Consider the following 21,126-nt stretch of genomic DNA (forward strand, 5'->3'; position numbering starts at 1 on the left):
TATTGTAGCATTACTTTTTCAAGTGATAAATAATGGATTCATAAGGACGAAGAGTAATTTCCTTGTAGTTTTCACAAGAGTCTTTATAGTTACTCAATAGAATTTCAGCTTGGTAACCATCAATGTCCACGTCATTTGGCAAAGAAAACTCAGTGGTTTTCCCATAATAGTTACTAATAACTAGTAATTTTTCGTCGTTCCAATTACGTATATAAGCAAAAATATCTGGATCCTTTTCTAAGATTAACTCGAAGTCACCCCATGTGATGATATCATATTGCTTACGTAGTTCGATTAGTTTTTTATAATGATAAAAAATAGAATCCTTAGTCTCTACCGCTTTTTCAGCGTTAATCTCAGGATAGTTATCTGCTACGCTAATCCAAGGTGTACCGTTTGTAAAACCGGCATGCTCTTTGTTATTCCATTGAACTGGTGTACGAGAATTATCACGTGATTTATGTCGTAGAATTTCTAAAATTTCTTCTTCTGACATGCCCGCTTCCTTTTTCAATCGGAAGGTATTTAATGATTCTACATCACGGTAGTCCGATATTTTTACATATCCTGGATTTGTCATTCCGAACTCTTCGCCTTGATAAATATAGGGTGTTCCTTGCATCATATGCATACTTGTTGCTAGCATTTTGGCTGATTCTTTATGATATTCTTTGTCATTTCCATAACGAGAAACGATGCGAGGTTGGTCATGATTACACCAGAACAGAGCATTCCAGCCCCCACCTGCATGCATTTCTATTTGCCATGTGGATAAAATATCCTTTAACTGTTGAAAGTCAAAATCTGCTACAGACCATTTTTCACCATTTGGGTAGTCCACTTTTAAATGATGGAAGTTAAAGGTCATGCTCAGTTCATTACGGTCAGGACGTGTGTATTTAATGCAATGATCAATTGTGGTAGAAGACATTTCCCCTACAGTCATACTATCGTACTTCGAGAATACCTTTTCATTCATTTCTTTCATGTATTCATGGACACGTGGACCATCTGTGTAAAACTTACGGCCATCACCAGGTGGGACAGAACCATCATCATCAGGAAATTTTTGGTCTTTCGAAATTAGGTTAATGACATCTAAGCGGAATCCGTCCACTCCCTTTTCAAACCAGAAGGTCATCATCTCGTATACTTGTTTTCTTACCTCATCGTTTTCCCAATTTAAATCTGCTTGGGTTACATCAAATAAGTGTAAGTACCATTGACCTGTTTGTTTGTCGTATTCCCACGCATTGCCTCCGAATTTTGAATCCCAGTTTGTCGGTTCATCTCCATCAGGTTTACTATCCTTCCAAATATAGAAATCACGATATGGGTTGTTCTCTTTTGCCTCTTTCGATTTCTGGAACCATTCATGCTCTGTTGACGTATGGTTCACGACAATATCCATTATTACTTTTATACCACGTTTATGAGATTCCTTTAAAAGTTGATCAAAGTCTTCCATTGAACCATATTCCTCGTGAATGGAGAAATAATCACTTATATCATAACCATTATCCTTTTGTGGAGATTTGTAAATTGGGGTTAGCCAAAGCACATCCACACCTAACTCCTTTAAATAATCCAACTTCTCAATTATTCCTTGAATATCTCCTACACCGTTTCCAGACGTATCATTAAAACTCTTCGGATAAATCTGATACACTACCGAACGCTTCCACCACGGCTCCTGTTGCACTTTACTCATCTACTAAACACCTCTTTGAACTATTTTGAGTCAGAAACTAATTTACATAAAATCACAATTTAAACCTTACTCATTTTCCTTGTTATTCATAAACAACTATCTTATCAATGAATGCTAGACTTAAAAATTTGTAAAGGATTGTAAAATGGGGCCAGGTCCCGTTTTACAATCCTTTACAGTTCATTTGTTAGTTGGCTTCTTTCCTCATTTTGATTTTGGCAATGATGTAGGTGATTGCAAATGGTACAACAAGTACGATTCCCATTCCCACGAAGAAGATTGGCCAGAATTCGTTAAGGATGGAGAAGAAGGCTGGGAGGCCACCTACTCCAATAGATGGTGCCATAACTCCGGCGATTGTTATGATGATACCTGCGATTGCTGATCCAATCATGGCAGCAAAGAATGGATAACGAAAGCGTAAGTTTACTCCGAACATCGCTGGTTCTGTGATTCCTAACCAAGCAGAAATAGAAGAAGTTAGCGCTAGTCCTTTTAACTTCTCATCCTTTGTTGCAAGCATCATGGCAAAAGATGCTGAACCTTGCGCAATATTAGATAGAGCTACCATTGGCCATAGGAATGTTCCACCAATAGCTGTAATTAGTTGTAAATCCACTGCCAAGAAAGTATGATGCATCCCCGTAATTACGAGTGGTGCATACAGCCCACCATATATCAGTCCACCAATTACCGGTACTGCGTCAAAGATGGAAACAAAGCCATCTGTCAAAAAGTTACCAATAGTAAACGTTATTGGTCCAATTGCGACGAATGTAATAAATCCAGTAAGTAGTAAAGTGATAGGCGGTACAACTAATAGATGGAAGCCATCACTTACTCGTTTTGTTAAAAATTTCTCAACCTTAGCTAATACATAGGCGGCAACAAGAACGGGTAGCACTTGACCTTGGTAACCTACCTTTTCAATTTCTAAGCCAAGGAAATTCCAAGTATCAATAGCCCCTTCTTTTTGTGCTTCTGCATAGCCCCATGCATTAAGAAGATCGGGATGAACAAGCATTAATCCAAGTACTATTCCTAGTAATTCACTTCCACCAAATCGTTTTGCTGCTGACCAACCAATGAGTCCAGGTAAGAAGACGAATGCCGTATTAGCAATTAAGTTAATAATTCCCGCGATATCTGCCCATTGGGGATGTACATCAATTACAGATGCATCATTATAAAAGATTCCGGCTCCAGTAAGTAAATTGTTAATACCCATTAACAAACCAGCCGTAACGATAGCTGGTAAAATCGGAATAAATATATCTGCAAGCGTTTTAACTGCACGTTGAATAGGATTTAGGTTTTTCTCCGCTGCTTTTTTCACATCTTCTTTAGATGCTTCCCCAACCCCAGTAATCTCTACAAACTCTTTAAAAACTTTATTTACCGTACCTTGTCCAATGACAACTTGGAATTGCCCATTTGTAGAAAATGATCCTTTTACACTCTCAATTTGTTCTAGAGCATCCTTGTCCACTTTGCTTTCGTCATTTAATGCCAATCGGAGACGTGTTACACAATGTGTTGCAGCACTAATATTTTCTTTTCCCCCAAGTGCTTGGACAATCTCTTCTGCCTGTTTTCTAATGTCCATTTTCGTATCCTCCCGTTTCCTAACTAACTTATTAGCTCTTTACTTTTAAGCGAAACAATTCCGTTTGTCCTTTTACTGCATTGTCAGTAAGCTTCTTCTCAAGGCTTTCTACAATTTCACCATTTGTAATAATGATAGGAGTTATTGTACTGGAAGCTTTTTCATTAATTAGATTGATATCAAAGCTAATCAGTTTATCTCCCGCTTTCACTTTATCTCCTTCTTTTACGTGACCCTCGAAGCCTTCACCATTCATTGCTACTGTCTCTAGTCCCACGTGAATTAAGATTTCTGCTCCTGTTTTCGAACGAATGCCAATCGCATGCTTCGTATGAAAGAACTGAACAATCTCCCCATCTACTGGCGAAACCACTACCCCTTCCGTCGGGATAATCGCCAATCCATCTCCCATCATTTTTTGTGAGAATGTTGGATCTGGCACTGCTTCAAGCTCTGTAACTTTCCCACTAATAGGTGCGAGAATTGATTCTTCTTTAGGCTTTACTTCTGTATTTTTCATACCGAAAAGTTTTTTAAACATCTTATTCCCTCCAGTTTTAATCCACTTTAAAAAACGCTTACATTTTTACAACAACATGTATATACATGTTTAGAATATTAGTCTAACTTGTATATACATGTTAGTCAACAATAAACTTTTTTTGTAATTTTTTCACTAGCATTATTATTCCTCTGGTAAGAAGCGCTAAGAATATAAATGCAATGAAAGACTTAATATGACTCCATGTTATGAGATTTAACATATTTAACTTTATAAACAATGGTTCGAATACAAACGAAAATAGAGAGGATACAATGACACTTCCTATAAAGAATGTTTTCCATTTAGGAGCATACTGATAAAGCAAGGTAAATAGGACTGGGATAACCGAAATATCTGCTGGAAACAGAGTAATTACTTTGTCATACAATTTTACAGGATATTCCCACAATCGATTCGATGTCCCAAAAATGTCTAACCAAGTTGCCAAACATCCCCATAATAATCCATAGGTTAAAAGTTCAAATAATCTCTTCTTATCAGCAAGTTTCCACCAAATTATCCAAGGTAAAAAAATAGAGATGAATAGTAACCACCATCTAGGGTCTTCTATATTACTTAGAAGTATCCAGTCGAAAAAAATTGTTAAGCTGATTGGCTTCATTACTTACATTCCCTCTCTTTCTTGCCTTAAACTCAGGAAGAATCAAATCCTTGCCGAATAATGTCAGAACACTTTTTATTTTTACCTGTTAGGTCCAGTTTTACTCTAATTGAATTCCTAACCTAGCAACCAGATCCTTTAAATATAAATGACGCTGAAATATCGTTATTTCAGCGCCACTCGAGATTATTCACCTTATAAATGTACGTTAGTTCGAAAAGGTATCAGCTTAAAGACCTTGAAGGAAATAGATACTTTACTTGCATTATGAACACTAGAGCTGTCTTTTTTGTTCATCAAGTAAAAATAATAATTCTTCTCCTTTTTACTACTGTTACTAGGAATGATTACTTCATTCAATTCTTCAAACATATCTGTTTTTTTCGACATATATTCTTGATCCACTACCGCATCAGAGCTACTAGATAAACCATTTAAGATAATACTGTAGGTTTTTGCAGATATTCTTTTTTCATTTTCGTCTACCACTTCCGCATGATATATTTTTATCGGTGTGAGATAGGGGTTTTGTATATTCACGGTCACCCCACCACCCGACTTATCTAAGAATGCAGATGCTACTACTTCATCTTTAATTGTTTGAATGTAGAGGAAAAATAATCCCCCGACACTCAGCAGTAGAATTAAAAAGATGCGATATGGCCTACGTAGTTTCTTCACGAATTCCTCTCCTAACTGATTTCTTCATTTTGCTTTCATAATAGATTAACTACCCTCTCCTATTACATTACACAAAACAAAAAAATTAAACTCAAGTTCAGTCAGCAGTTTCCTCCGTTGCTTCAAATTCGTCCACCAGTTCTCCTTTTTCATTAAACAATTGAGCTTTATCACCTTTATTATTCCATAAATGATCACTTAGCCAATGAATATAACGTTTTAGATGTTTCTTTTGTGCACCTGATGTAATATAGATGATTTCACCCGGTGCCAGTTTGTAGTTCTTCGGAAAATCAAATGTTTGGTAACCCTTCTGACTAATTAATTTCCAATTAGATAGATCGACCGTCTCCTCACTTTGATTATGTAAAGTAACCATCTCTCCTTTTACATCTAAATCTGTTATTGTAATGGCATTATTTTTTGTCCGTTCTTTCTGATTTGCATATAACCAAGGTCGATTATTGACGAAAAGAAGATTTCCATCTGTAGAAAATACAATATCTCCTGCCTCTGCAGTGTTATATATATCCGCTCCACTCTCAATTAACCGGTTGAGAACAGGTTGATGAGGATGACCAAAATCATTTTCCTTCCCTGCTGATATAACCGCTATTTTTGGTTTGACGTCTTTTAAAAATGCAGTGGTAGAGGAACTATTTGATCCATGATGAGCAACCTTTAAAATGGTTGATTCTAACTGATATTTTCTACTTAATCTCTTTTCTTCCAATTCTTCAGTATCTCCCATAAACAAAAACTTTATATCTCCGTAAATTATTTGTAAGACAATGGAAGCATCATTGGTTTCCTTTTTTCCAATTCCACTATTTAAAACTCTCACTTTCAAATCTGGATCTAGGACGAGTTTCATTTTTTCTTTTGCATATTGTACAGGCACTATATTATTCCAAACATATTGTTTGTATTGAATAAAAGATAAAGTAGAATGCGCTTTGCCACTATCTAAAATTTTCTTAACTGGGATTTTTTCTAATAGTGCAGGTATCCCTCCAATATGATCAAAATCTGGGTGAGTAATAACGAGAAGATCGATGGAGTGAACAGACACTTTTTTTAGGTATTTAATAAGCTTTGGAACAGATTCCTTTGGCCCCGTATCGATTAACACATTCGATCCATTTGGAGTTTCTAATAGAATAGCATCTCCTTGTCCGATATCAATAAAATGCACTTTTAAAGTAGCTCGTGTATCTCTTTCTAGTTCTACTGGTTTTTTAGGGACTTCATATAAAAAGGAGGAAAAATGAGGCTTTACTTGTAGATTTACAGTGTTCAGCGCACTACTGGATTTCGCATCGGAGTAAGGCTGAATAAAGGATAGAACAATAATAAAGGTATAAATAAAATTCTTAATAAACATTTTTCTCCCCCCAGTACAAATTGAATCATATTGTTACTATGAGGGAGAAAAAACAATATTATACGTAAAGTTTAAAGCTTTTGAGAAAGACGAATCATATCTACACATGGAATACTGTTTTCTATAATGGGTTCCCGGTAATTTTTCGTAAAAAAGTCACGCTCGATACTGCTTATTCGAAAACCACATTTCTGATAAAGAGCTAATTGATTTATACTGGAATTACCTGTACCAATAAAAAGTTCTATAAATCCATATTCTTTCGCCTTACTTATAGTCTCCATTAGTATCTTCTTTCCAATTCCCCGCCCTTGGTATTCACTTAAAACGGCAATGTTCATAATTTCTGCTTTCTTTTCATCGAGTTCCTTTAAAACGGCAACCCCAATTATTTCTTGGTCATGCTCCCAAATAAGGCAAATACCATTAATTAAATAACGGTCGACCATTTCTTTGGAAGGATCAGCAAGTAGGAGTATGTCATAAGGAGGTGTCTCTTCTTGTTGTAAAAGTCTATTTTTTAAAGCCAATGTTATCAAGAAAAATCAACCCACTTTCTGTTTGATTAAACTCAAAGATTATTTCATCCAAGGTTTCGTAATTTACAGATGGTATATGTTCAGTTAAAAAGCTTAATGGTACTTCGTATGTTTGAAGCATGTGCTCATAGTCATTGCCGAACCGTTCATTCCACCAGTCAAATTTATATAGATTGGAAGAATAGGTTGGATCTATCGATATCGTTGTCCGGTTTCGACTATCCAATTTCATCATTCCTTTTGATTTCAAAATGACTGAAATAGGAATTGCTTCACCTTCCAACCCTTTAGGTTGTTGAATACCATAAAACTGATAACGACTTGGATGTAACTGAACTGCATCAAAAGTGAGAACCGTCTCTTTGTCTAACGATGCAGAGATCTCTTCTGGTAATTTTATGGAATACCTTGCATTTGATCTGCGCCATCCCAATTTGACCGCCTGATTACCTTGTGGCTCCTTGTTTCGTAAAGTCAGATTAATCTCTTTCCATACTTGGAGATTATACCCATTGATTCCTCCACCCTCCTGCGTCAATGAAGTGACATCCACGTCCTCTTCAAAGGTTGCAACTGGCATAAAAGTGCTTTCTTCATACCTTTGCCTAATAGAATCAGTTGGAATCCAACTCGAAGCTGTATCTTTTGATGAAAAAATTTGACGATATTCTTTTTTATCTTTTAAGGTAGCATCTAAAAATGCGGATAGATATAGCTTCGTCATTTCTCTTTGCAATTCTGGTTCCATTACCTCAGCACGATTCCGAAACCACCAATATGGAGCAGGTTGATCCACTTCCCAATCTGAATTAAATTGACCATGATTCGCACCGTATAGATAAATACTACTTTTAAAGCCATCAAATCCTCCAGTGAAATTAACTCGTTCATACTGTCTCATCCCAAGATAATTGACATGATCTGAGTCATTAGCCCCCTGAAGAGTTAAGTAATTTATATTATTCAATTCTACAGGCTGATCACCTAGTTTAAAGCGTCCGTCACCTGGTGAAAGTCCAATCAAGGATTTAATAGAGAAATCAAAGCTCAAACTGATTTTAGCATTATTAGGAAAACGATCAAGTTCATTCATTAATGTTGCGATACTAACCGCTTCTCCACCACGAGAATGACCAATCATTCCAATTTTGTCCATATCAATTCGACTATATAAAGGATGATTTCTATCCTTATTCCATTTATCCCATTGTTCCAAATGTTTCAGTAACATCCACGCTCTTCCTGAATTGTCCCAACCGATATGGCCTGACTTTCCAGAATTCAAAAAATTTTGATCGATAGATGCCACAACATAACCCCTACTTGCTAATAATTCTCCAATATAGGCGTATCCTCCGTCTGAAAAATCAACCATATTATGATTTCCATGCACAATCAGCACTAAAGGGAACGGACCTTTCGCTGACTCCTCCTCTGGCATCCATACACGTCCGTTTAAAGGAGCTTGGTGAAGGTTAAAACCCCAAAACCATTCTCGGTACCATTTATTTAAGCCTTTTGGTTGAATAATAAATGGAGACATATTAACAGATTGAGTTTCATACTCAACCTCTCTATACTCTGCGCGCCTTTTATCCTCACCACTTCCATATGTAAAACTTTTAATAGGAAGGCTTCCTTCTATACTTGGATTTTGAATGGCTTGCGTTGCTATCTTCTCGGACAACTTTAACGACCAGGAACCCGATTTCCCTTCAGAAAAAATAGTGTAAAAAAATAACCCGTGTACGCAAATTGTTGTTGAACACATGACACAAATAAGCCATATTCGACGTTTAGTAGTTCTTCTAACCATACGAATGGTAAGAGCTACCAAGCTACCTAATACTAAAACAGCAAAAGCCATCATCCGAAAAAATGGCCCTAAATAGGTGCCAACACTAAAAATTCCAACAATGGCACCTACTATAGATGCTACCAATACAATTGGGAGACTTCTAATAATCTTTAATCCTATAACACTAATAACTAACCCAAGCAGAAAACTTATAGTTGCTGTTAAAAAAGTAAAGGTGACATCAAACCACTTGCCAACTCCAGTAAAAAAGAAAAAACCCATAATAAAAACAAAAGTACAAAAATAAGAAAGTAATCCTAAAACAATGGTTCGCCAATTATGATCGATGAAATTAGTACACGTTTCTATACACCTATGAAATACACTTTTTATAGATTCCATGTTTATCTCCTACATACTTTCGCAAATAAATTTTTACACTTTTGTTAATCTCTACATGTAAAGAAATCAATATTTTTTAAGATAAAGCCCGCTTTGCCATTAATTCTAATGTTAAATCATCTGCCGGCGGATTGTGAAGACCTGCTCGAACATCACGATAATGACGTTGAAGAGGGTGATTCGCAGATAAACTTTGTGCCCCCACGATTCTCATCGCTTCATCCACTACAGAAAGAGCAACATTTATGGCAACATACTTTACCGCTGCCAGTTCCTCCAATAACTCGTTACGCAATTTTGGGTGATCATCCCATTTTTTTGCAACACTGTAAATAAAGTGTCTTGCCGCGGTTAACTCAACATCCATTTTACCAATTCGTTCTCTTACCCTTGGAACTTCACTTATTGGATGAGTTAGGCTATTGGGTTGATAACTTTCAGCAAACGTCACTGCCTCATTTCTTGCTGCGATTGCGATTCCTAAATAACAAGCAGGAATATGAAGCAACCATCCCTGAGGCTTTGGCTCACGAGTTCCTTGTTTTATATAAAGTAACGCCTCACTTGGGACATTTACATTATCTAACACTAGATCATCACTTCTCGTTCCCCGCATACTCATCGAGTTCCAGGTTTCAATTATAGAAAGACCGGAGATATCACGCGTAAGAAGGAATTCTGCTACTTCATCCGTTTCTTCAATCGTAGCTGAAACAATAAAATAGTCTAAAATTGGTGCCAATGAAGTAAAAGTTTTTCTACCATTAAGTACCCATTCGCCAGTTTCTAGTTTCCGTGCTTTCGTTTGCGGCAGTCCTCCCCTTGCAGGGCTACCAGTTCCAGCTTCTGAATGAGCGCTATTTATCAGCTTCTGATTCTCAATAATATCTGCACAAACCCTTTGAAACGTTGCCTCTGGCCAGCTCTGATATGTAGAAACATTCATTATAATTCCTAGATGCCAACCTAGACTCAAAGCTGTTGGAGCATCTCCTTGAGCGATTGCTTCTTGTAAGAGCATGAATTCATACAGACCAGCACCCCTACCACCTTGTTCTTTAGGAATCGTTAAATCTAATAGGCCAGCATTCCTAATTTCTGTGAAATTCTCAAAAGGAAACAAAGCATGTTGATCATAATAGGCGGCTCGAGTTGCAAAAGAAGCGGCCAGTTTCTTGGCACAAGTGACCAAATCATATTGAGAGTTGTTGACTGCAAAAGTAGGAAGAAATTTCATAAATCTATCCCCTTTTTCCATAGTTTCTATACATATTACCATATTGAAGGAATAATCCTACTATTTAAGCTTTCTGCGGAATTTTTTTAAATAATCCTCTTCCTCTTCTGGGGTTAATACACCTGTTGCCTTACCTATTGTACCTCCCTGTAGACTCCAAATACGGTTGTGATCTGTGTCTGAACTAGAAAAATTCCCATTTTGCCATTTCTTCAAAATATCCAAATAAATATCTTCATGTTGATATTTACTTGCTTCTACCTGTGCTAATAACCATTCGACTCGTTCAGGCGTTAACAGATAATGAGTCCACTTATCTTCAGCCACTACCTTTTGATGAGACATCCAATGAATATAGTTCTGTACATGATCCTCAGAAAGAGTACCACGATGGCTGAATGGATTTTCACCTTGTTCATTTTCAAGATCTACTTGGCGCTTTCTAGTGTTTGTATTTGTTTCTGATTCTTGAGGGATATTTTCTATTGCTGCGCTTCTTACAGAAGGTGTGCTTGAATTTTGTAAGTAATACACCACAAAAGAAGTAGCCAAAATGACTACTACTAAAAAAGGAATCGTTTTATATTTGTTTCTTTTTAACCATGTGAGCATACTATGCCTCCCTGTTTTAATATGTAATTTCATGAAGATGAGAGTTTTTTGTTTCCCATTATTTTCTTGATTCTACAAGATTCTACAAAGAACCTACATTTTCCTTTTTCTTTTTTAAAAAAGTACCTTACAATAGAAATTTTGCAAAAGCTAATTGTTGGATTTTGACTATTCCAAACGAATGTTCACTCCTAATCAATAGCTTGGTGTTTGTTGTATCGTTAATTATTAATTCCTGAAAAATAATTATTAATGAAACATTTAATTGAACAATTCAAGATTAACAGCTTCATATCAAAAAAAGACGTCTTTACCTCCTAAAGATAGAAGAAAATCCGTCTTGTTTAACTGCTTTTTTCAATTGGATGATTTTTCATTTCAGTCTCCCTTTGAATGATTAGGGGCATTCACCGACTATCACGCCTTTATATATCTCTTTCAAATCCAATAATGATTCCACTGTATAGTTCGGTCTACAATCGCTATAGAGTGCTCTACCCTTTTTGTTATACCAGCAAAAATCGATTCCAGCCTTGTGGGCACCAAAGCCATCATGATCCAAAGAATCCCCAATAAAGAGAGCTTCTTCTCGCCCTATACCTAATTTGCGAAGGGCCAGTTCGAAAATTTCGGGATCAGGCTTCTCTACACCTACCTCTTCTGAAATAATGATGCAATCGAAAAAATCCTTTAATCTACTTGCTTTCAATCTTCCCCTCTGAGACTCTGCAAAGCCATTCGTTATCATACCTAGCTTTACTTTCCCTTTCAATTCTGTTAAAACTTCTATCGCATAATCTTCTAACTCAGCAGTTTGACAAAACGCCCTCCAATAAAGACTTGCAAGTTCTCTGGCATCCCCCGTCAACTCTAGCTTATTTAAAGAATCCTTAAATGAAAATATAAGAATTTCTTCTTTCGTCAGTTTCCCATGTTGTTTCCAATAAGAGACACTAACTCTTTGAAAGCATTCAAAGAATTCACTACCCCACATTAGTCCAGTCGTATTTAAAGCTTCTTTTACTGCATTTTCAATTCCTTTAGAAAAACCGATTAACGTATCATCTAAATCAAAGATTATAGCTTTATACATCTCTATTATCCCCCTATAAACTTTAATGGAATGACAACAGCATCACATGCTTTTTCATAAAATCCTATTGGACCCGCTCCTTCAATCACCACATATTTATATCGTTTACTTTTTAATTCAGCTAAACAATGATGCAGAAGCATTTCCCCAATCCCCTTCTGTCGTTTTGTTTTAACCACCCCCATTGGCCCAAAGGTACCTCTCCTTTTTGCATGTGACTCATAACAAGCAAACCCTAGAATTCTTTGGTTTTCTTTTACTAGATAAATAGATATATCATTCTTCTCAAATCCATTATTAATAGAACTTAGCCAACCTGATTCAAATTCCTTTTCTACCATCTGAATAAGTGCTTCTTTATCATCTAAGGTTGCTTTTTTTATCATATCTACACGACCAACTGCTAATGGAATTTCATAATCATCCATATGTACGAATAAATCCCGTGCCGTGCAAACGATTTGCTGGATGACATTTTTATCTTGTTCTGTTAGAGAGGAGAAAATTCCGCTTTCGAGTTTCAATAACGCCTGCATTAGATGACCCTCATTTAATTGCATTTGATTATAGCGATGCATTCGCTTTTCTGCATAATCTATAATATTTCTTGTTTCTGGTGATACTGGAACAGAAATTGAGGGTAGAAAGATCGGCGATAAATGAAAAGGTTCAATCTTCTCGCTAAAATCATGTATAAAAGAATAACCATATTCTTTTACAAAGTAGTGAAAGAGTTCCGCACACACCCCTGAATTTTCTTCACACATTGCAATAAATAAATGAGATGGCGTGAGAACCTGTTGATCCCCTACCTTGCCTGAAGCAAGTTCTATTATTCTTTCCACCCGATTGGTAAATAACAGATTCATTTACGTACTTCCTTTCCTCCAAAAATAGTAAATCCAGACTAAACATCTTCCTATTTTATCATTATTTACAGTTTTTTTTGAATAGTTTTATTTTTAAAACAACAAAAAAACTACACCCTTCACAGGTGTAGCCTCATAGTATCTATTGATTTAACATCTCATATACTTCCTCATCTAATTTCTTCGCTAATTCTGCATCATATGTTTTTTTATAGTCAGGTTCTTGTGTGATTTGTCCACCGTAGAAAATGACATCTTCCACTGATTCCACCTCGACAGTGACCACTCTATATTTCATGGTCTTATCGATCACATCAGAAACCACACCTTTTCCAACAATAGAGTAGCAACTTCCTGCACCTGTAACACCTAAAATAAGATCAGGATTATCGTCAATATTAAATGCACTTTCAGCTTTATGACCTAATGCAAATTTAATGGTCTTGCCATCTTGATGTGCTATTAACCAAGAAACAATACTTAGGTTCGGTCTTTTAGTCTTTTTGTCAGTGGTTATTAGAGAAACAATCTTTTCACCTTGTAATAAGTCTATAAGTTCTTGTTTAAGCTTAGTCTCTTTTCTTGCCATCGTTACCCCTCCTATATTCTACATATCATCATTATATACATTGATTGATTGGTAATCCAAATGTTACTTCTTTCTTTCCCTTCTATTTAAAAGTAAAACAACGCGAATTTCCTTAACAGAAACTCGCGTTGTTCAGATAGACATTAATAGTGCATGTTCAAAAAGGAGTAGATTAGGAAAGAAGAAATTCGAAGCTACTTCTCCTAAACGTTTGAACATCCTCTATTATTTACTTCTTCTAGGTAAAATAATGGAATCTGACATTCTTTCTCGATGCCGTTTTCTTCTGCGGCGCCTTCGGTTACGACTCACTAAATAAGCTAAGAAAAGCAGACCACCAAAAACTAGAATTACGGGTAATAAACTACTTTTTTGTTCTGTCGTCTGATTTGCTGCTGTATTTTTATCTCCTGCTACTGTAGAAGCAAGTGGGCTTATATCATTTTTTCGCTGCTCTTCTACAACATCTTCCTTGATATTTTCTCTGTCACCCACTGTCACCACTAACTGTCTATCCTCGTTTACCGTATATTTTATTTCCTCATCCGCTTGTTTAGAGACTAGAATATTTTTTGCAATCATATAATCGGTTCCAGCTGCATCCTTTACCATTTGACCTTTTGCTACTTCGAAGTTCTCGAAATTCTGAAAACCATAATCAAGAAGCGTCATGGTGTCAAGATAAGTATAATACTTGGACGCAGCTTTAAGGGTTACTACAATTAATTCCTTGCCATCACGTTCAGCAGATGTAACAAGGGTATGTCCTGATTCTGGTACATAGCCGTTTTTTACACCTGTTGTACCTTCATAATCCCAAAGAAGGCGATGATGGTTGAAAAGAGTCGTTTCCCACCCTTCTCCAATCCATTCCATTTCTTTTGTTCCAACAATTTCTCGAAACGTTTCGTTCCCCATCGCGTATTGAGCGATTTTTGCCATATCTTGTGCTGTTGTCACGTGTTTAGGCTCGAAAAGTCCATGAGGATTCGTAAAATTCGTGCTTTTTGCACCTAATCTTTCCTTCACGAATTTAGTCATTCTTAACGCAAACGCCTCTTCGCTACCATTCATATGCTCCGCAATAGCAGTGCCGGCATCATTTCCAGAATTTATCATAAGGCCTTGTACTAGCCTTAAAAGTGGGACCTCTTCTCCCTCTAGTAGATACACTTTTGAACCTTCTTGATATCGTGCTTTTTCACTGACTGTCACAATATCATCTAAATTCCCTTCTTCAATTGCAATTATTGCCGTTACTATTTTCGTAATACTTGCAGGGTACATGATTTTCTCACTATCTTTTTCATAAAGAATATCACCCGATTTTGCATCTATTAATAAAGCTGATTCACTAAACAATTCCATTTGTTCGTTTGCTTGTGCTTTTTGTATAGGAAATCCTACCGTTAATAAGATAGGAATTATAAGTAAATATGCTAACCAGTTTTTTTTCATAAAAGAGACATACCTTTCTATTGCAGTCTAGTATTCTACTTTGTTAAAGGTTGTTTTCGCACATAGATTGTTAATTTTCTCTGTGCTTTATATTTCATAGTTATTCTATCCGACAAATTACTTATTAATAGTACAAAAGTAACGATGTTTACGCAATAGTCTTGTCAAAAAAACTCGAAAAAACACCATTTTTCTTAGTTTAACGTAGAACACAAGTATTTACATCAGGTATTTTGAATTGTTAAAAAAGTAATATTCCAGTAATAAAATTGAAAAAAAGAAGAGAAAAAGAGAAGCAAATAGCTTCTCTTTTTCTCTTCTTTTTATTTATTCAGTTGGCCTTTTTGACAATATGCTTTTACAAAGAATGCTGGATTTAACGGTTGACCAGTTACTTTTTCGATTTTTTTATTCCAATGAAAGGAGGCTCCTGGAGCAAGGAATTCATCCCGTATAAATGCGCCTACTTGTGGTGTAAAGAACTCTTTATCAATATGATTCAAGATATATTGGTGAAGCTGGGCAGAGGTTAATTCACCAAGTAGGTAGTTTTGATAATAAACTGGGGCAAGCGTAAAATGAATTTTCGCAGCCCAATCTGGGTTTGATCGATCCTCTGGAGGATTTACAAGTTGTATTTTTTCAACCATCTCCCACCAAAATTTATTTAAATCTTGGTCTGGATTTTGATATAGTTCTCTTTCAAAGAATACAAACGTGATAATCCAACGAGCTGAAATTAACATCTTTAATTGTTCGTGTTTTTCTAAATTGGGTGATAAATTGTTAAGTGTCTCCTCATCCAATTGTAGAAATCTTGAAAGCCATTCGCGGTTCTCTGTCATTTTTCCAAAGAGCATCGCAATTGCTTCAGTTGTTAGGATGTGTGCGGGACTACGAAGAAGTGCTGGTAAGTCACGATTGGTGTACTTATTGTATGCGGCATGGCCAAACTCATGAAGCATCGTTCCCATCCAATAAGTATTGTCTACATTATTACATAGCACTCGGATGTCTCCTTCACGATCCATATCCATACAAAATGCAGTTGGGTTTTTACCATCACGTGGATTTAGATCTGAAGATGCATAAAGTCCCTCAATTGGCATATCCATAGAATCAAACGTATCCGCAGTAAGTTTTTCTAAATTTTTTCCTTTGAAAAAAGAATCTAAATTTGTTTTTTCATTAGCTGGGGCTTCTTGGAAAAATGGATCTACATAATGCCAAGGACGAAGCTCTGAACTAGATACATTGTACTTTTTTGCTAAAGAAGAATCTAGTTCTCCTTTTAATTCACGAAAGGTATCGTCTGATTGCTCCACTAGCTTTGCAAAGATGGAGAAAATCTCCTCTAAATCTAACTCTTGGTTTGCAAAAGCCATCTGATAATAATTGTCGTAGCCTAAAATCTGTGCAGATTCATTTCGTTTTTTTATTAGTTCCAATAATTTGCTTGAGACAATTGCTCCTACCTCTTTACTCGCTTTCCATGCTTTTTCTCGCTCCAAATTATCAGTGCTATTTACTAAAGTGTCACGAATATCATTGGCAGATAATTTCTTCCCATCCACTTCCGGCATGTATGTATTAAACAAATAATTTAATTCGGATGACATTGTGGCAAGCTCTTCTATCGTTTCTTTTGATAGTTGGTTTTCTTTCATTTCCGTTTCCAAAATTTCTAATTGGCGCTTTTGCTCAAACGTCAGGTTCCCTTGTTCAAGCAAGCTCTTCACTTCTTCATAACGACTAGCATCGGAGTAGTATAAACTAAATTGACTGGAGGCTTTTCCTGCTTCCTCCGCCCATTTTTTCTCTCCAGTGGTTTGTGCCATCCATCCAGCGTAGGACGCTTTTTTTAATAATGTTTGAAATTGTTCATTTTGTTCTTTTAAAAATTGTTCAACTGCCATACATTTTCACTCCCTCTTTTACAAGCCTTTTCATCCAAACTTGGTTTACTTTCCTCGTAAATCCCTTTTCTAGCAAGTAATGATAGATTCTTTTGTTACTTATAAGAAAAAAGGCAACTGTGCATTCATAATTGGTAATGGAAGGAGGAAATAAATGAGAAAACAGGGAATCTATTAAATTATTATTCACACTGACGTCCTCTCTTACGTAACAATGCGTGACAATAACAGATTTTAACGTCCCATCTGCATCAAATTGTCTTTTAAATAACCCATAAGCAACTGTTTTTCCTTCACTATCAATTAGTTGTAGCGCTTGTCCTTCTTTCATAGAAAACCATTGACTTTGCCAAGGGGTATCAGTCTGATACATTGAAAAAAACTGTGCATCGTGTGCTGATGTATAAATGGCTTGATAGTCTTGGCTGCCATAGAATTCAGGTACAACGTCATTTCTTAAGTGGATAACTTCATCTACCTTTTTATAGCCTTTTTGCTCATATAATTTGATGGCTCTTGTATTCTCCGATAAAGCTTCCAACGTTGATATCTCTACGTCTGCTTCCTTATATAAATCTACAGCCTTGTCAATTAATAGTTTCCCAACCCCGATTCGTCGATAAGCAGTCGCTACCCCAGTACCACCATTCCATGCAATATTCTTACCGTTAATTTTTTTAAGTCCACTTAAAAGAATCCCCACAGGTTTTTCTCCGTCAAACGCAATAATAGAAAGGGAAGGGGAAAGGTTTTCTAACCCAAATCTTGCAAAAAATCGATCCACGTCCATTGACGCATCAAAATAATACCCTTCAAAGCCAGAGTTCCAAGCTATAAGTGCTTCATCTAACTTGCATTCACTTAATTTTTTGATGGTTAACAATATATTTCCCCCTCTAGTATAACGTTGTGTATTTATCTGATGATCTGCTAAGTTTTCAAAAATTAACATTTACTAAAATCATACACCACGACTCAACAAAACTAAAGACAGTATATTCAAAAAAATAAAATAACCGGTTTCCCTCTTCCGTTAATTTACAATTATTAGTATTTCCTTTACTATCTATTACTAAGTTAGGTACGATATCTACAAAGGGTACACCATTTAATAAGGAGGAAAAGCAATGCTCGCTATTACGAATGCAACGATTTTAACTGGTCTAGGGAACATTCTAGAAAATGCAACACTCGTACTTAATAATGGAAAAATTGAAAACCTAGGATTTTCTATCTCTATACCAAGTAACTATGAAGTGATTGATGCAACAGGGAAATACATAACCCCCGGACTAATTGATGTCCATACACATTTAGGAGTTCATGAAGAAGGTATTGGTAAAGAAGGGCATGATTTCAATGAAACGACCTCAGCCACACCGACTCATGTACGTGCGCTTGATGGTATTAATCCCAGAGAAAAAGGATTTGATTTTGCACGTAAAGCTGGTGTTACAACCGTACAGATAATGCCTGGGAGTGCTAACGTTTTAGGAGGCGAGATGGTGGTACTTAAAACGATTCCGACTACAATTGTAGATGAGATGATTCTCCTTGAGCCATCCGGTATGAAGGCCGCTTTTGGAGAAAACCCAAAAAAAGTACATGGAAGTAAAGGGAAATTTCCGGAAACTAGAATGGGAGTTGCAGCTCTGTTCAGAGAACAATTAGTTCAAGCACAGAATTATCTAGACAAGAAGAGGAAAAATAATGAAACAGAGCGAGATTTAAAAATGGAAAACTTGGCAAAAGTATTAACAGGAAAAATGCCAATTCGTGCCCACGCACATCGTGCAGATGATATTGTTACAGTGCTCCGCCTAAGAAAAGAGTTTGACATCGATATCACAATTGAACATTGTACAGAAGGACATCTTATCGCTGACTTCTTAGCAAAACAAGAAGTTCGAGTGTCAGTCGGGCCGACTATGTCATCTCGTTCCAAAGTAGAAACAAGTAATAAAGGGTGGGAAACTCTATATTCTTTAGCAGAAGCCGGTGTAGCGTTCTCTCTTACAACAGATCATCCTGTTGTTTCCATCGATTATTTATGGACAAGTGTCATTCATGCTGTGAAACATGGTATCACTGAAGAACTTGCACTAAAATCTGTTACCCTACATGCAGCAAAGCATTTAGATTTGGACGATAGAATAGGGTCCTTAGAGATAGGTAAGGATGCTGATGTAACCATTTGGAGTGGTAATCCATTTGATTTAAGATCTCATGTTGAAAAAACAATAATTAATGGTACAGTTGTATATCAACAATAATTAATGGTACAGTTGTATATCAACAATAATAAAGAAAACTGCAGTGTATGATGTATTTTCATCACTGCAGTTTTCTTTATTATTGATTTTCTATAAAATACCACTTCAAGCTCCAACCTTTACCTGCTTCCCTACCTTTGCGTCCTTGCTAACCTCTATCGTATCAACATATTCTACTAAGGCTATTTTACAGCCTTCACCAATCACAACATGCTGCCCGATTATTTTTTCTGCCACAGTAGCTTCCACATGTACATTTTTCCCGTTAATCTCTTTTACTTGAAGGATTCCAGTTTCTCCAGCCATTGAGAAGAGAGCCTTCAGCCAACCTAATATGCCGTTCGTTACATTATTTTTTCTAACAACTACTGATTCGGAAAATATTTTTCTGATTTTACTATTGGAATTTCGTAACGACATCTCCACTTCTTGAGCTTGAAGAACTTCTTCTATGTAAACTACACCATCAGAAAAAAATGAATCCGTATTACATCCTGCCTCGATATCTAGTTTTCCGTGAATTTTTATACTCTCTGTGTTAACTTCTTTCTTTATCGAGCAGGCTCCTTTTACTCTAAAGCTTGATGCATAGAGCCCTCCCTTTAAATCACTGCGACCATTCACATCGAAATCATGTATAAATAGATCTTCTTTAATACTCGCTCTTCCCCTTATAACCCCTGTTTCCGCCTTTAAATTTCCTTTTATATCGCATGCACCATTTATCTTAAAGCTCGTACACTGAACATCCCCATTTATTACGCCACTTCCATTAATGGAGACATTATTAAATGTTCCCCCTGAGACCGTCATACTACCATTAATCTTCAAGTCTTTTTCTAATTGTCTTGTTTCCATCATCTTCACACCCATTTCAAATATAATCGCTAGTTTAGTAAGTTCCCTATTCAATTTAAATTTCCTGCTTTAAATTTTTTGTACCCTTTGTAAGTTGATAGCTATAATATAAACAAAGGAGTGAAGTTAAGTGATTACCATCAAGAGTGAGCGAGAAATAAAATTGATGCACGAAGCAGGAAAATTACTTGCTGCGTGTCATAAAGAACTAAGAACTAGAATAAAACCAGGGATTTCAACCATGGAAATCGATCAATTTGTCGAGAAATTCTTACTTAAACATGGAGCGACACCTGAACAAAAAGGTTTTAAAGGATATGAATATGCTACTTGTGCCTCCATTAATGATGAAATTTGTCACGGGTTTCCACGAAATGAAGCTCTAAAGGATGGGGACATCGTGACAATTGATTGTGTTGTCAATTTAAATGGTGCCTTAGCAGATTCTGCTTGGACTTATACAGTAGGAAAAGTTAGTAAAAAGGCTCATGACCTTCTAAAGATAACGAAAGAAGCTCTATACATTGGGATAGAGCAAGCTGTGATTGGAAATAGAACCGGAGATATCGGCTTCGCTATCCAGGATTTTGTAGAAGGAAATGACTATTCCGTCGTTCGAGATTTTACTGGGCATGGAATTGGAAGGACGATACATGAAGAGCCGCAAATCTTTCACTTTGGCTCAAAAGGAAGAGGAATGAGACTAAAAGAAGGAATGGTTATCACTATTGAGCCAATGGTTAATATTGGTACGTGGTACTCTAGTCTCGATAATAACGGCTGGACAGCCAGAACATTGGATGGTACATTGTCCGCTCAATATGAACACACTATCGCCATTACTAAAGACGGTCCACTTATTTTAACCTCACAGGATGACTAACTAAAGAACGCGGTCATCCTGTGAGCTGAACCGCGTTCTTTATCCATCTTT

Annotated in this window: 19 protein-coding genes; 2 read left to right on the plus strand and 17 right to left on the minus strand. The window is 36.4% G+C overall.

What is annotated here, in order from left to right:
• Positions 1 to 10: 10 nt before the first annotated feature.
• The 16 genes from treC to BK580_RS14960 form a co-directional block, all read right to left on the minus strand.
• Positions 11 to 1,711: an alpha,alpha-phosphotrehalase gene (gene treC, locus BK580_RS14885; protein WP_078381103.1), complete on the minus strand. Its 1,701-nt coding sequence runs from the start codon at positions 1,709 to 1,711 to the stop codon at positions 11 to 13.
• 187 nt (positions 1,712 to 1,898) lie between these two features.
• Complete coding sequence (gene treP, locus BK580_RS14890; protein ID WP_078381104.1) at positions 1,899 to 3,317, minus strand: PTS system trehalose-specific EIIBC component; 1,419 nt, start codon at positions 3,315 to 3,317, stop codon at positions 1,899 to 1,901.
• Positions 3,318 to 3,348: 31 nt separating this feature from the next.
• Positions 3,349 to 3,858: a PTS sugar transporter subunit IIA gene (locus tag BK580_RS14895; protein WP_078381105.1), complete on the minus strand. Its 510-nt coding sequence runs from the start codon at positions 3,856 to 3,858 to the stop codon at positions 3,349 to 3,351.
• 100 nt (positions 3,859 to 3,958) lie between these two features.
• A complete protein-coding gene (locus tag BK580_RS14900) occupies positions 3,959 to 4,483 on the minus strand; it encodes a CBO0543 family protein (RefSeq protein ID WP_078381106.1) in 525 nt (174 codons plus the stop codon).
• A gap of 195 nt (positions 4,484 to 4,678) precedes the next feature.
• Positions 4,679 to 5,164 carry a hypothetical protein gene (locus BK580_RS14905; protein ID WP_078381107.1) on the minus strand — a complete coding sequence of 162 codons (486 nt, stop codon included), beginning with the start codon at positions 5,162 to 5,164 and terminating at the stop codon, positions 4,679 to 4,681.
• Positions 5,165 to 5,261: 97 nt separating this feature from the next.
• Positions 5,262 to 6,548 (minus strand): MBL fold metallo-hydrolase, encoded by a 1,287-nt coding sequence (locus BK580_RS14910; protein ID WP_078381108.1) that lies wholly within the window; start codon positions 6,546 to 6,548, stop codon positions 5,262 to 5,264.
• A 71-nt stretch (positions 6,549 to 6,619) separates the two neighbouring features.
• A complete protein-coding gene (locus tag BK580_RS14915; protein ID WP_235864052.1) occupies positions 6,620 to 7,087 on the minus strand; it encodes a GNAT family N-acetyltransferase in 468 nt (155 codons plus the stop codon).
• Complete coding sequence (locus tag BK580_RS14920) at positions 7,062 to 9,287, minus strand: alpha/beta hydrolase (protein ID WP_078381109.1); 2,226 nt, start codon at positions 9,285 to 9,287, stop codon at positions 7,062 to 7,064. The genes BK580_RS14915 and BK580_RS14920 overlap by 26 nt, the downstream gene beginning before the upstream one ends.
• Before the next feature lie 76 nt (positions 9,288 to 9,363).
• On the minus strand, positions 9,364 to 10,524 hold the full coding sequence (locus BK580_RS14925; protein ID WP_078381110.1) for an acyl-CoA dehydrogenase family protein: 1,161 nt from the start codon (positions 10,522 to 10,524) through the stop codon (positions 9,364 to 9,366).
• A 60-nt stretch (positions 10,525 to 10,584) separates the two neighbouring features.
• The gene (locus tag BK580_RS14930) at positions 10,585 to 11,136 is read right to left on the minus strand and encodes a DUF6241 domain-containing protein (protein WP_078381111.1); all 552 of its coding nucleotides are present in this window, start codon (positions 11,134 to 11,136) and stop codon (positions 10,585 to 10,587) included.
• 397 nt (positions 11,137 to 11,533) lie between these two features.
• Positions 11,534 to 12,229 (minus strand): YjjG family noncanonical pyrimidine nucleotidase, encoded by a 696-nt coding sequence (locus BK580_RS14935; protein WP_078381112.1) that lies wholly within the window; start codon positions 12,227 to 12,229, stop codon positions 11,534 to 11,536.
• 5 nt (positions 12,230 to 12,234) lie between these two features.
• The gene (locus BK580_RS14940) at positions 12,235 to 13,098 is read right to left on the minus strand and encodes a GNAT family N-acetyltransferase (protein WP_078381113.1); all 864 of its coding nucleotides are present in this window, start codon (positions 13,096 to 13,098) and stop codon (positions 12,235 to 12,237) included.
• 142 nt (positions 13,099 to 13,240) lie between these two features.
• Complete coding sequence (locus BK580_RS14945; protein WP_078381114.1) at positions 13,241 to 13,687, minus strand: PNPOx family protein; 447 nt, start codon at positions 13,685 to 13,687, stop codon at positions 13,241 to 13,243.
• 225 nt (positions 13,688 to 13,912) lie between these two features.
• Positions 13,913 to 15,145 (minus strand): D-alanyl-D-alanine carboxypeptidase family protein, encoded by a 1,233-nt coding sequence (locus BK580_RS14950; RefSeq protein WP_078381115.1) that lies wholly within the window; start codon positions 15,143 to 15,145, stop codon positions 13,913 to 13,915.
• A 323-nt stretch (positions 15,146 to 15,468) separates the two neighbouring features.
• A complete protein-coding gene (locus BK580_RS14955) occupies positions 15,469 to 17,061 on the minus strand; it encodes a M2 family metallopeptidase (RefSeq protein WP_078381116.1) in 1,593 nt (530 codons plus the stop codon).
• Positions 17,051 to 17,944 carry a GNAT family N-acetyltransferase gene (locus tag BK580_RS14960; protein WP_169865030.1) on the minus strand — a complete coding sequence of 298 codons (894 nt, stop codon included), beginning with the start codon at positions 17,942 to 17,944 and terminating at the stop codon, positions 17,051 to 17,053. Before BK580_RS14960 ends, BK580_RS14955 begins: the two co-directional genes overlap by 11 nt.
• A 244-nt stretch (positions 17,945 to 18,188) precedes the next feature.
• Here BK580_RS14960 and BK580_RS14965 point away from each other — a divergent pair, with 244 nt between their 5' ends.
• Positions 18,189 to 19,334 carry an amidohydrolase gene (locus BK580_RS14965; protein WP_078381118.1) on the plus strand — a complete coding sequence of 382 codons (1,146 nt, stop codon included), beginning with the start codon at positions 18,189 to 18,191 and terminating at the stop codon, positions 19,332 to 19,334.
• A gap of 105 nt (positions 19,335 to 19,439) precedes the next feature.
• On the opposite strand, the gene BK580_RS14970 is transcribed toward BK580_RS14965, so the two are convergent.
• Positions 19,440 to 20,246 (minus strand): polymer-forming cytoskeletal protein, encoded by an 807-nt coding sequence (locus BK580_RS14970; RefSeq protein ID WP_078381119.1) that lies wholly within the window; start codon positions 20,244 to 20,246, stop codon positions 19,440 to 19,442.
• Positions 20,247 to 20,322: 76 nt separating this feature from the next.
• Between BK580_RS14970 and map the strand changes: the two genes are divergently transcribed.
• Complete coding sequence (gene map, locus BK580_RS14975) at positions 20,323 to 21,075, plus strand: type I methionyl aminopeptidase (protein ID WP_078381120.1); 753 nt, start codon at positions 20,323 to 20,325, stop codon at positions 21,073 to 21,075.
• Positions 21,076 to 21,126 lie beyond the last annotated feature (51 nt).

Source organism: Sutcliffiella halmapala (assembly GCF_002019665.1).
GTDB classification, from domain to species: Bacteria; Bacillota; Bacilli; order Bacillales; family Bacillaceae_I; genus Sutcliffiella_A; species Sutcliffiella_A halmapala.

What these genes read in the sequence shown, in the direction of transcription:
- BK580_RS14925 (WP_078381110.1), bottom strand. Translation starts at nt 10,524, where the DNA reads ATGAAATTTCTTCCTACTTTTGCAGTCAACAACTCTCAATATGATTTG.
- treC (WP_078381103.1), bottom strand. Translation starts at nt 1,711, where the DNA reads ATGAGTAAAGTGCAACAGGAGCCGTGGTGGAAGCGTTCGGTAGTGTAT.
- BK580_RS14950 (WP_078381115.1), bottom strand. Translation starts at nt 15,145, where the DNA reads ATGAAAAAAAACTGGTTAGCATATTTACTTATAATTCCTATCTTATTA.
- BK580_RS14910 (WP_078381108.1), bottom strand. Translation starts at nt 6,548, where the DNA reads ATGTTTATTAAGAATTTTATTTATACCTTTATTATTGTTCTATCCTTT.
- BK580_RS14895 (WP_078381105.1), bottom strand. Translation starts at nt 3,858, where the DNA reads ATGTTTAAAAAACTTTTCGGTATGAAAAATACAGAAGTAAAGCCTAAA.
- BK580_RS14955 (WP_078381116.1), bottom strand. Translation starts at nt 17,061, where the DNA reads ATGGCAGTTGAACAATTTTTAAAAGAACAAAATGAACAATTTCAAACA.
- BK580_RS14900 (WP_078381106.1), bottom strand. Translation starts at nt 4,483, where the DNA reads ATGAAGCCAATCAGCTTAACAATTTTTTTCGACTGGATACTTCTAAGT.
- BK580_RS14930 (WP_078381111.1), bottom strand. Translation starts at nt 11,136, where the DNA reads ATGCTCACATGGTTAAAAAGAAACAAATATAAAACGATTCCTTTTTTA.
- BK580_RS14940 (WP_078381113.1), bottom strand. Translation starts at nt 13,098, where the DNA reads ATGAATCTGTTATTTACCAATCGGGTGGAAAGAATAATAGAACTTGCT.
- treP (WP_078381104.1), bottom strand. Translation starts at nt 3,317, where the DNA reads ATGGACATTAGAAAACAGGCAGAAGAGATTGTCCAAGCACTTGGGGGA.
- BK580_RS14965 (WP_078381118.1), top strand. Translation starts at nt 18,189, where the DNA reads ATGCTCGCTATTACGAATGCAACGATTTTAACTGGTCTAGGGAACATT.
- BK580_RS14945 (WP_078381114.1), bottom strand. Translation starts at nt 13,687, where the DNA reads ATGGCAAGAAAAGAGACTAAGCTTAAACAAGAACTTATAGACTTATTA.
- BK580_RS14920 (WP_078381109.1), bottom strand. Translation starts at nt 9,287, where the DNA reads ATGGAATCTATAAAAAGTGTATTTCATAGGTGTATAGAAACGTGTACT.
- BK580_RS14935 (WP_078381112.1), bottom strand. Translation starts at nt 12,229, where the DNA reads ATGTATAAAGCTATAATCTTTGATTTAGATGATACGTTAATCGGTTTT.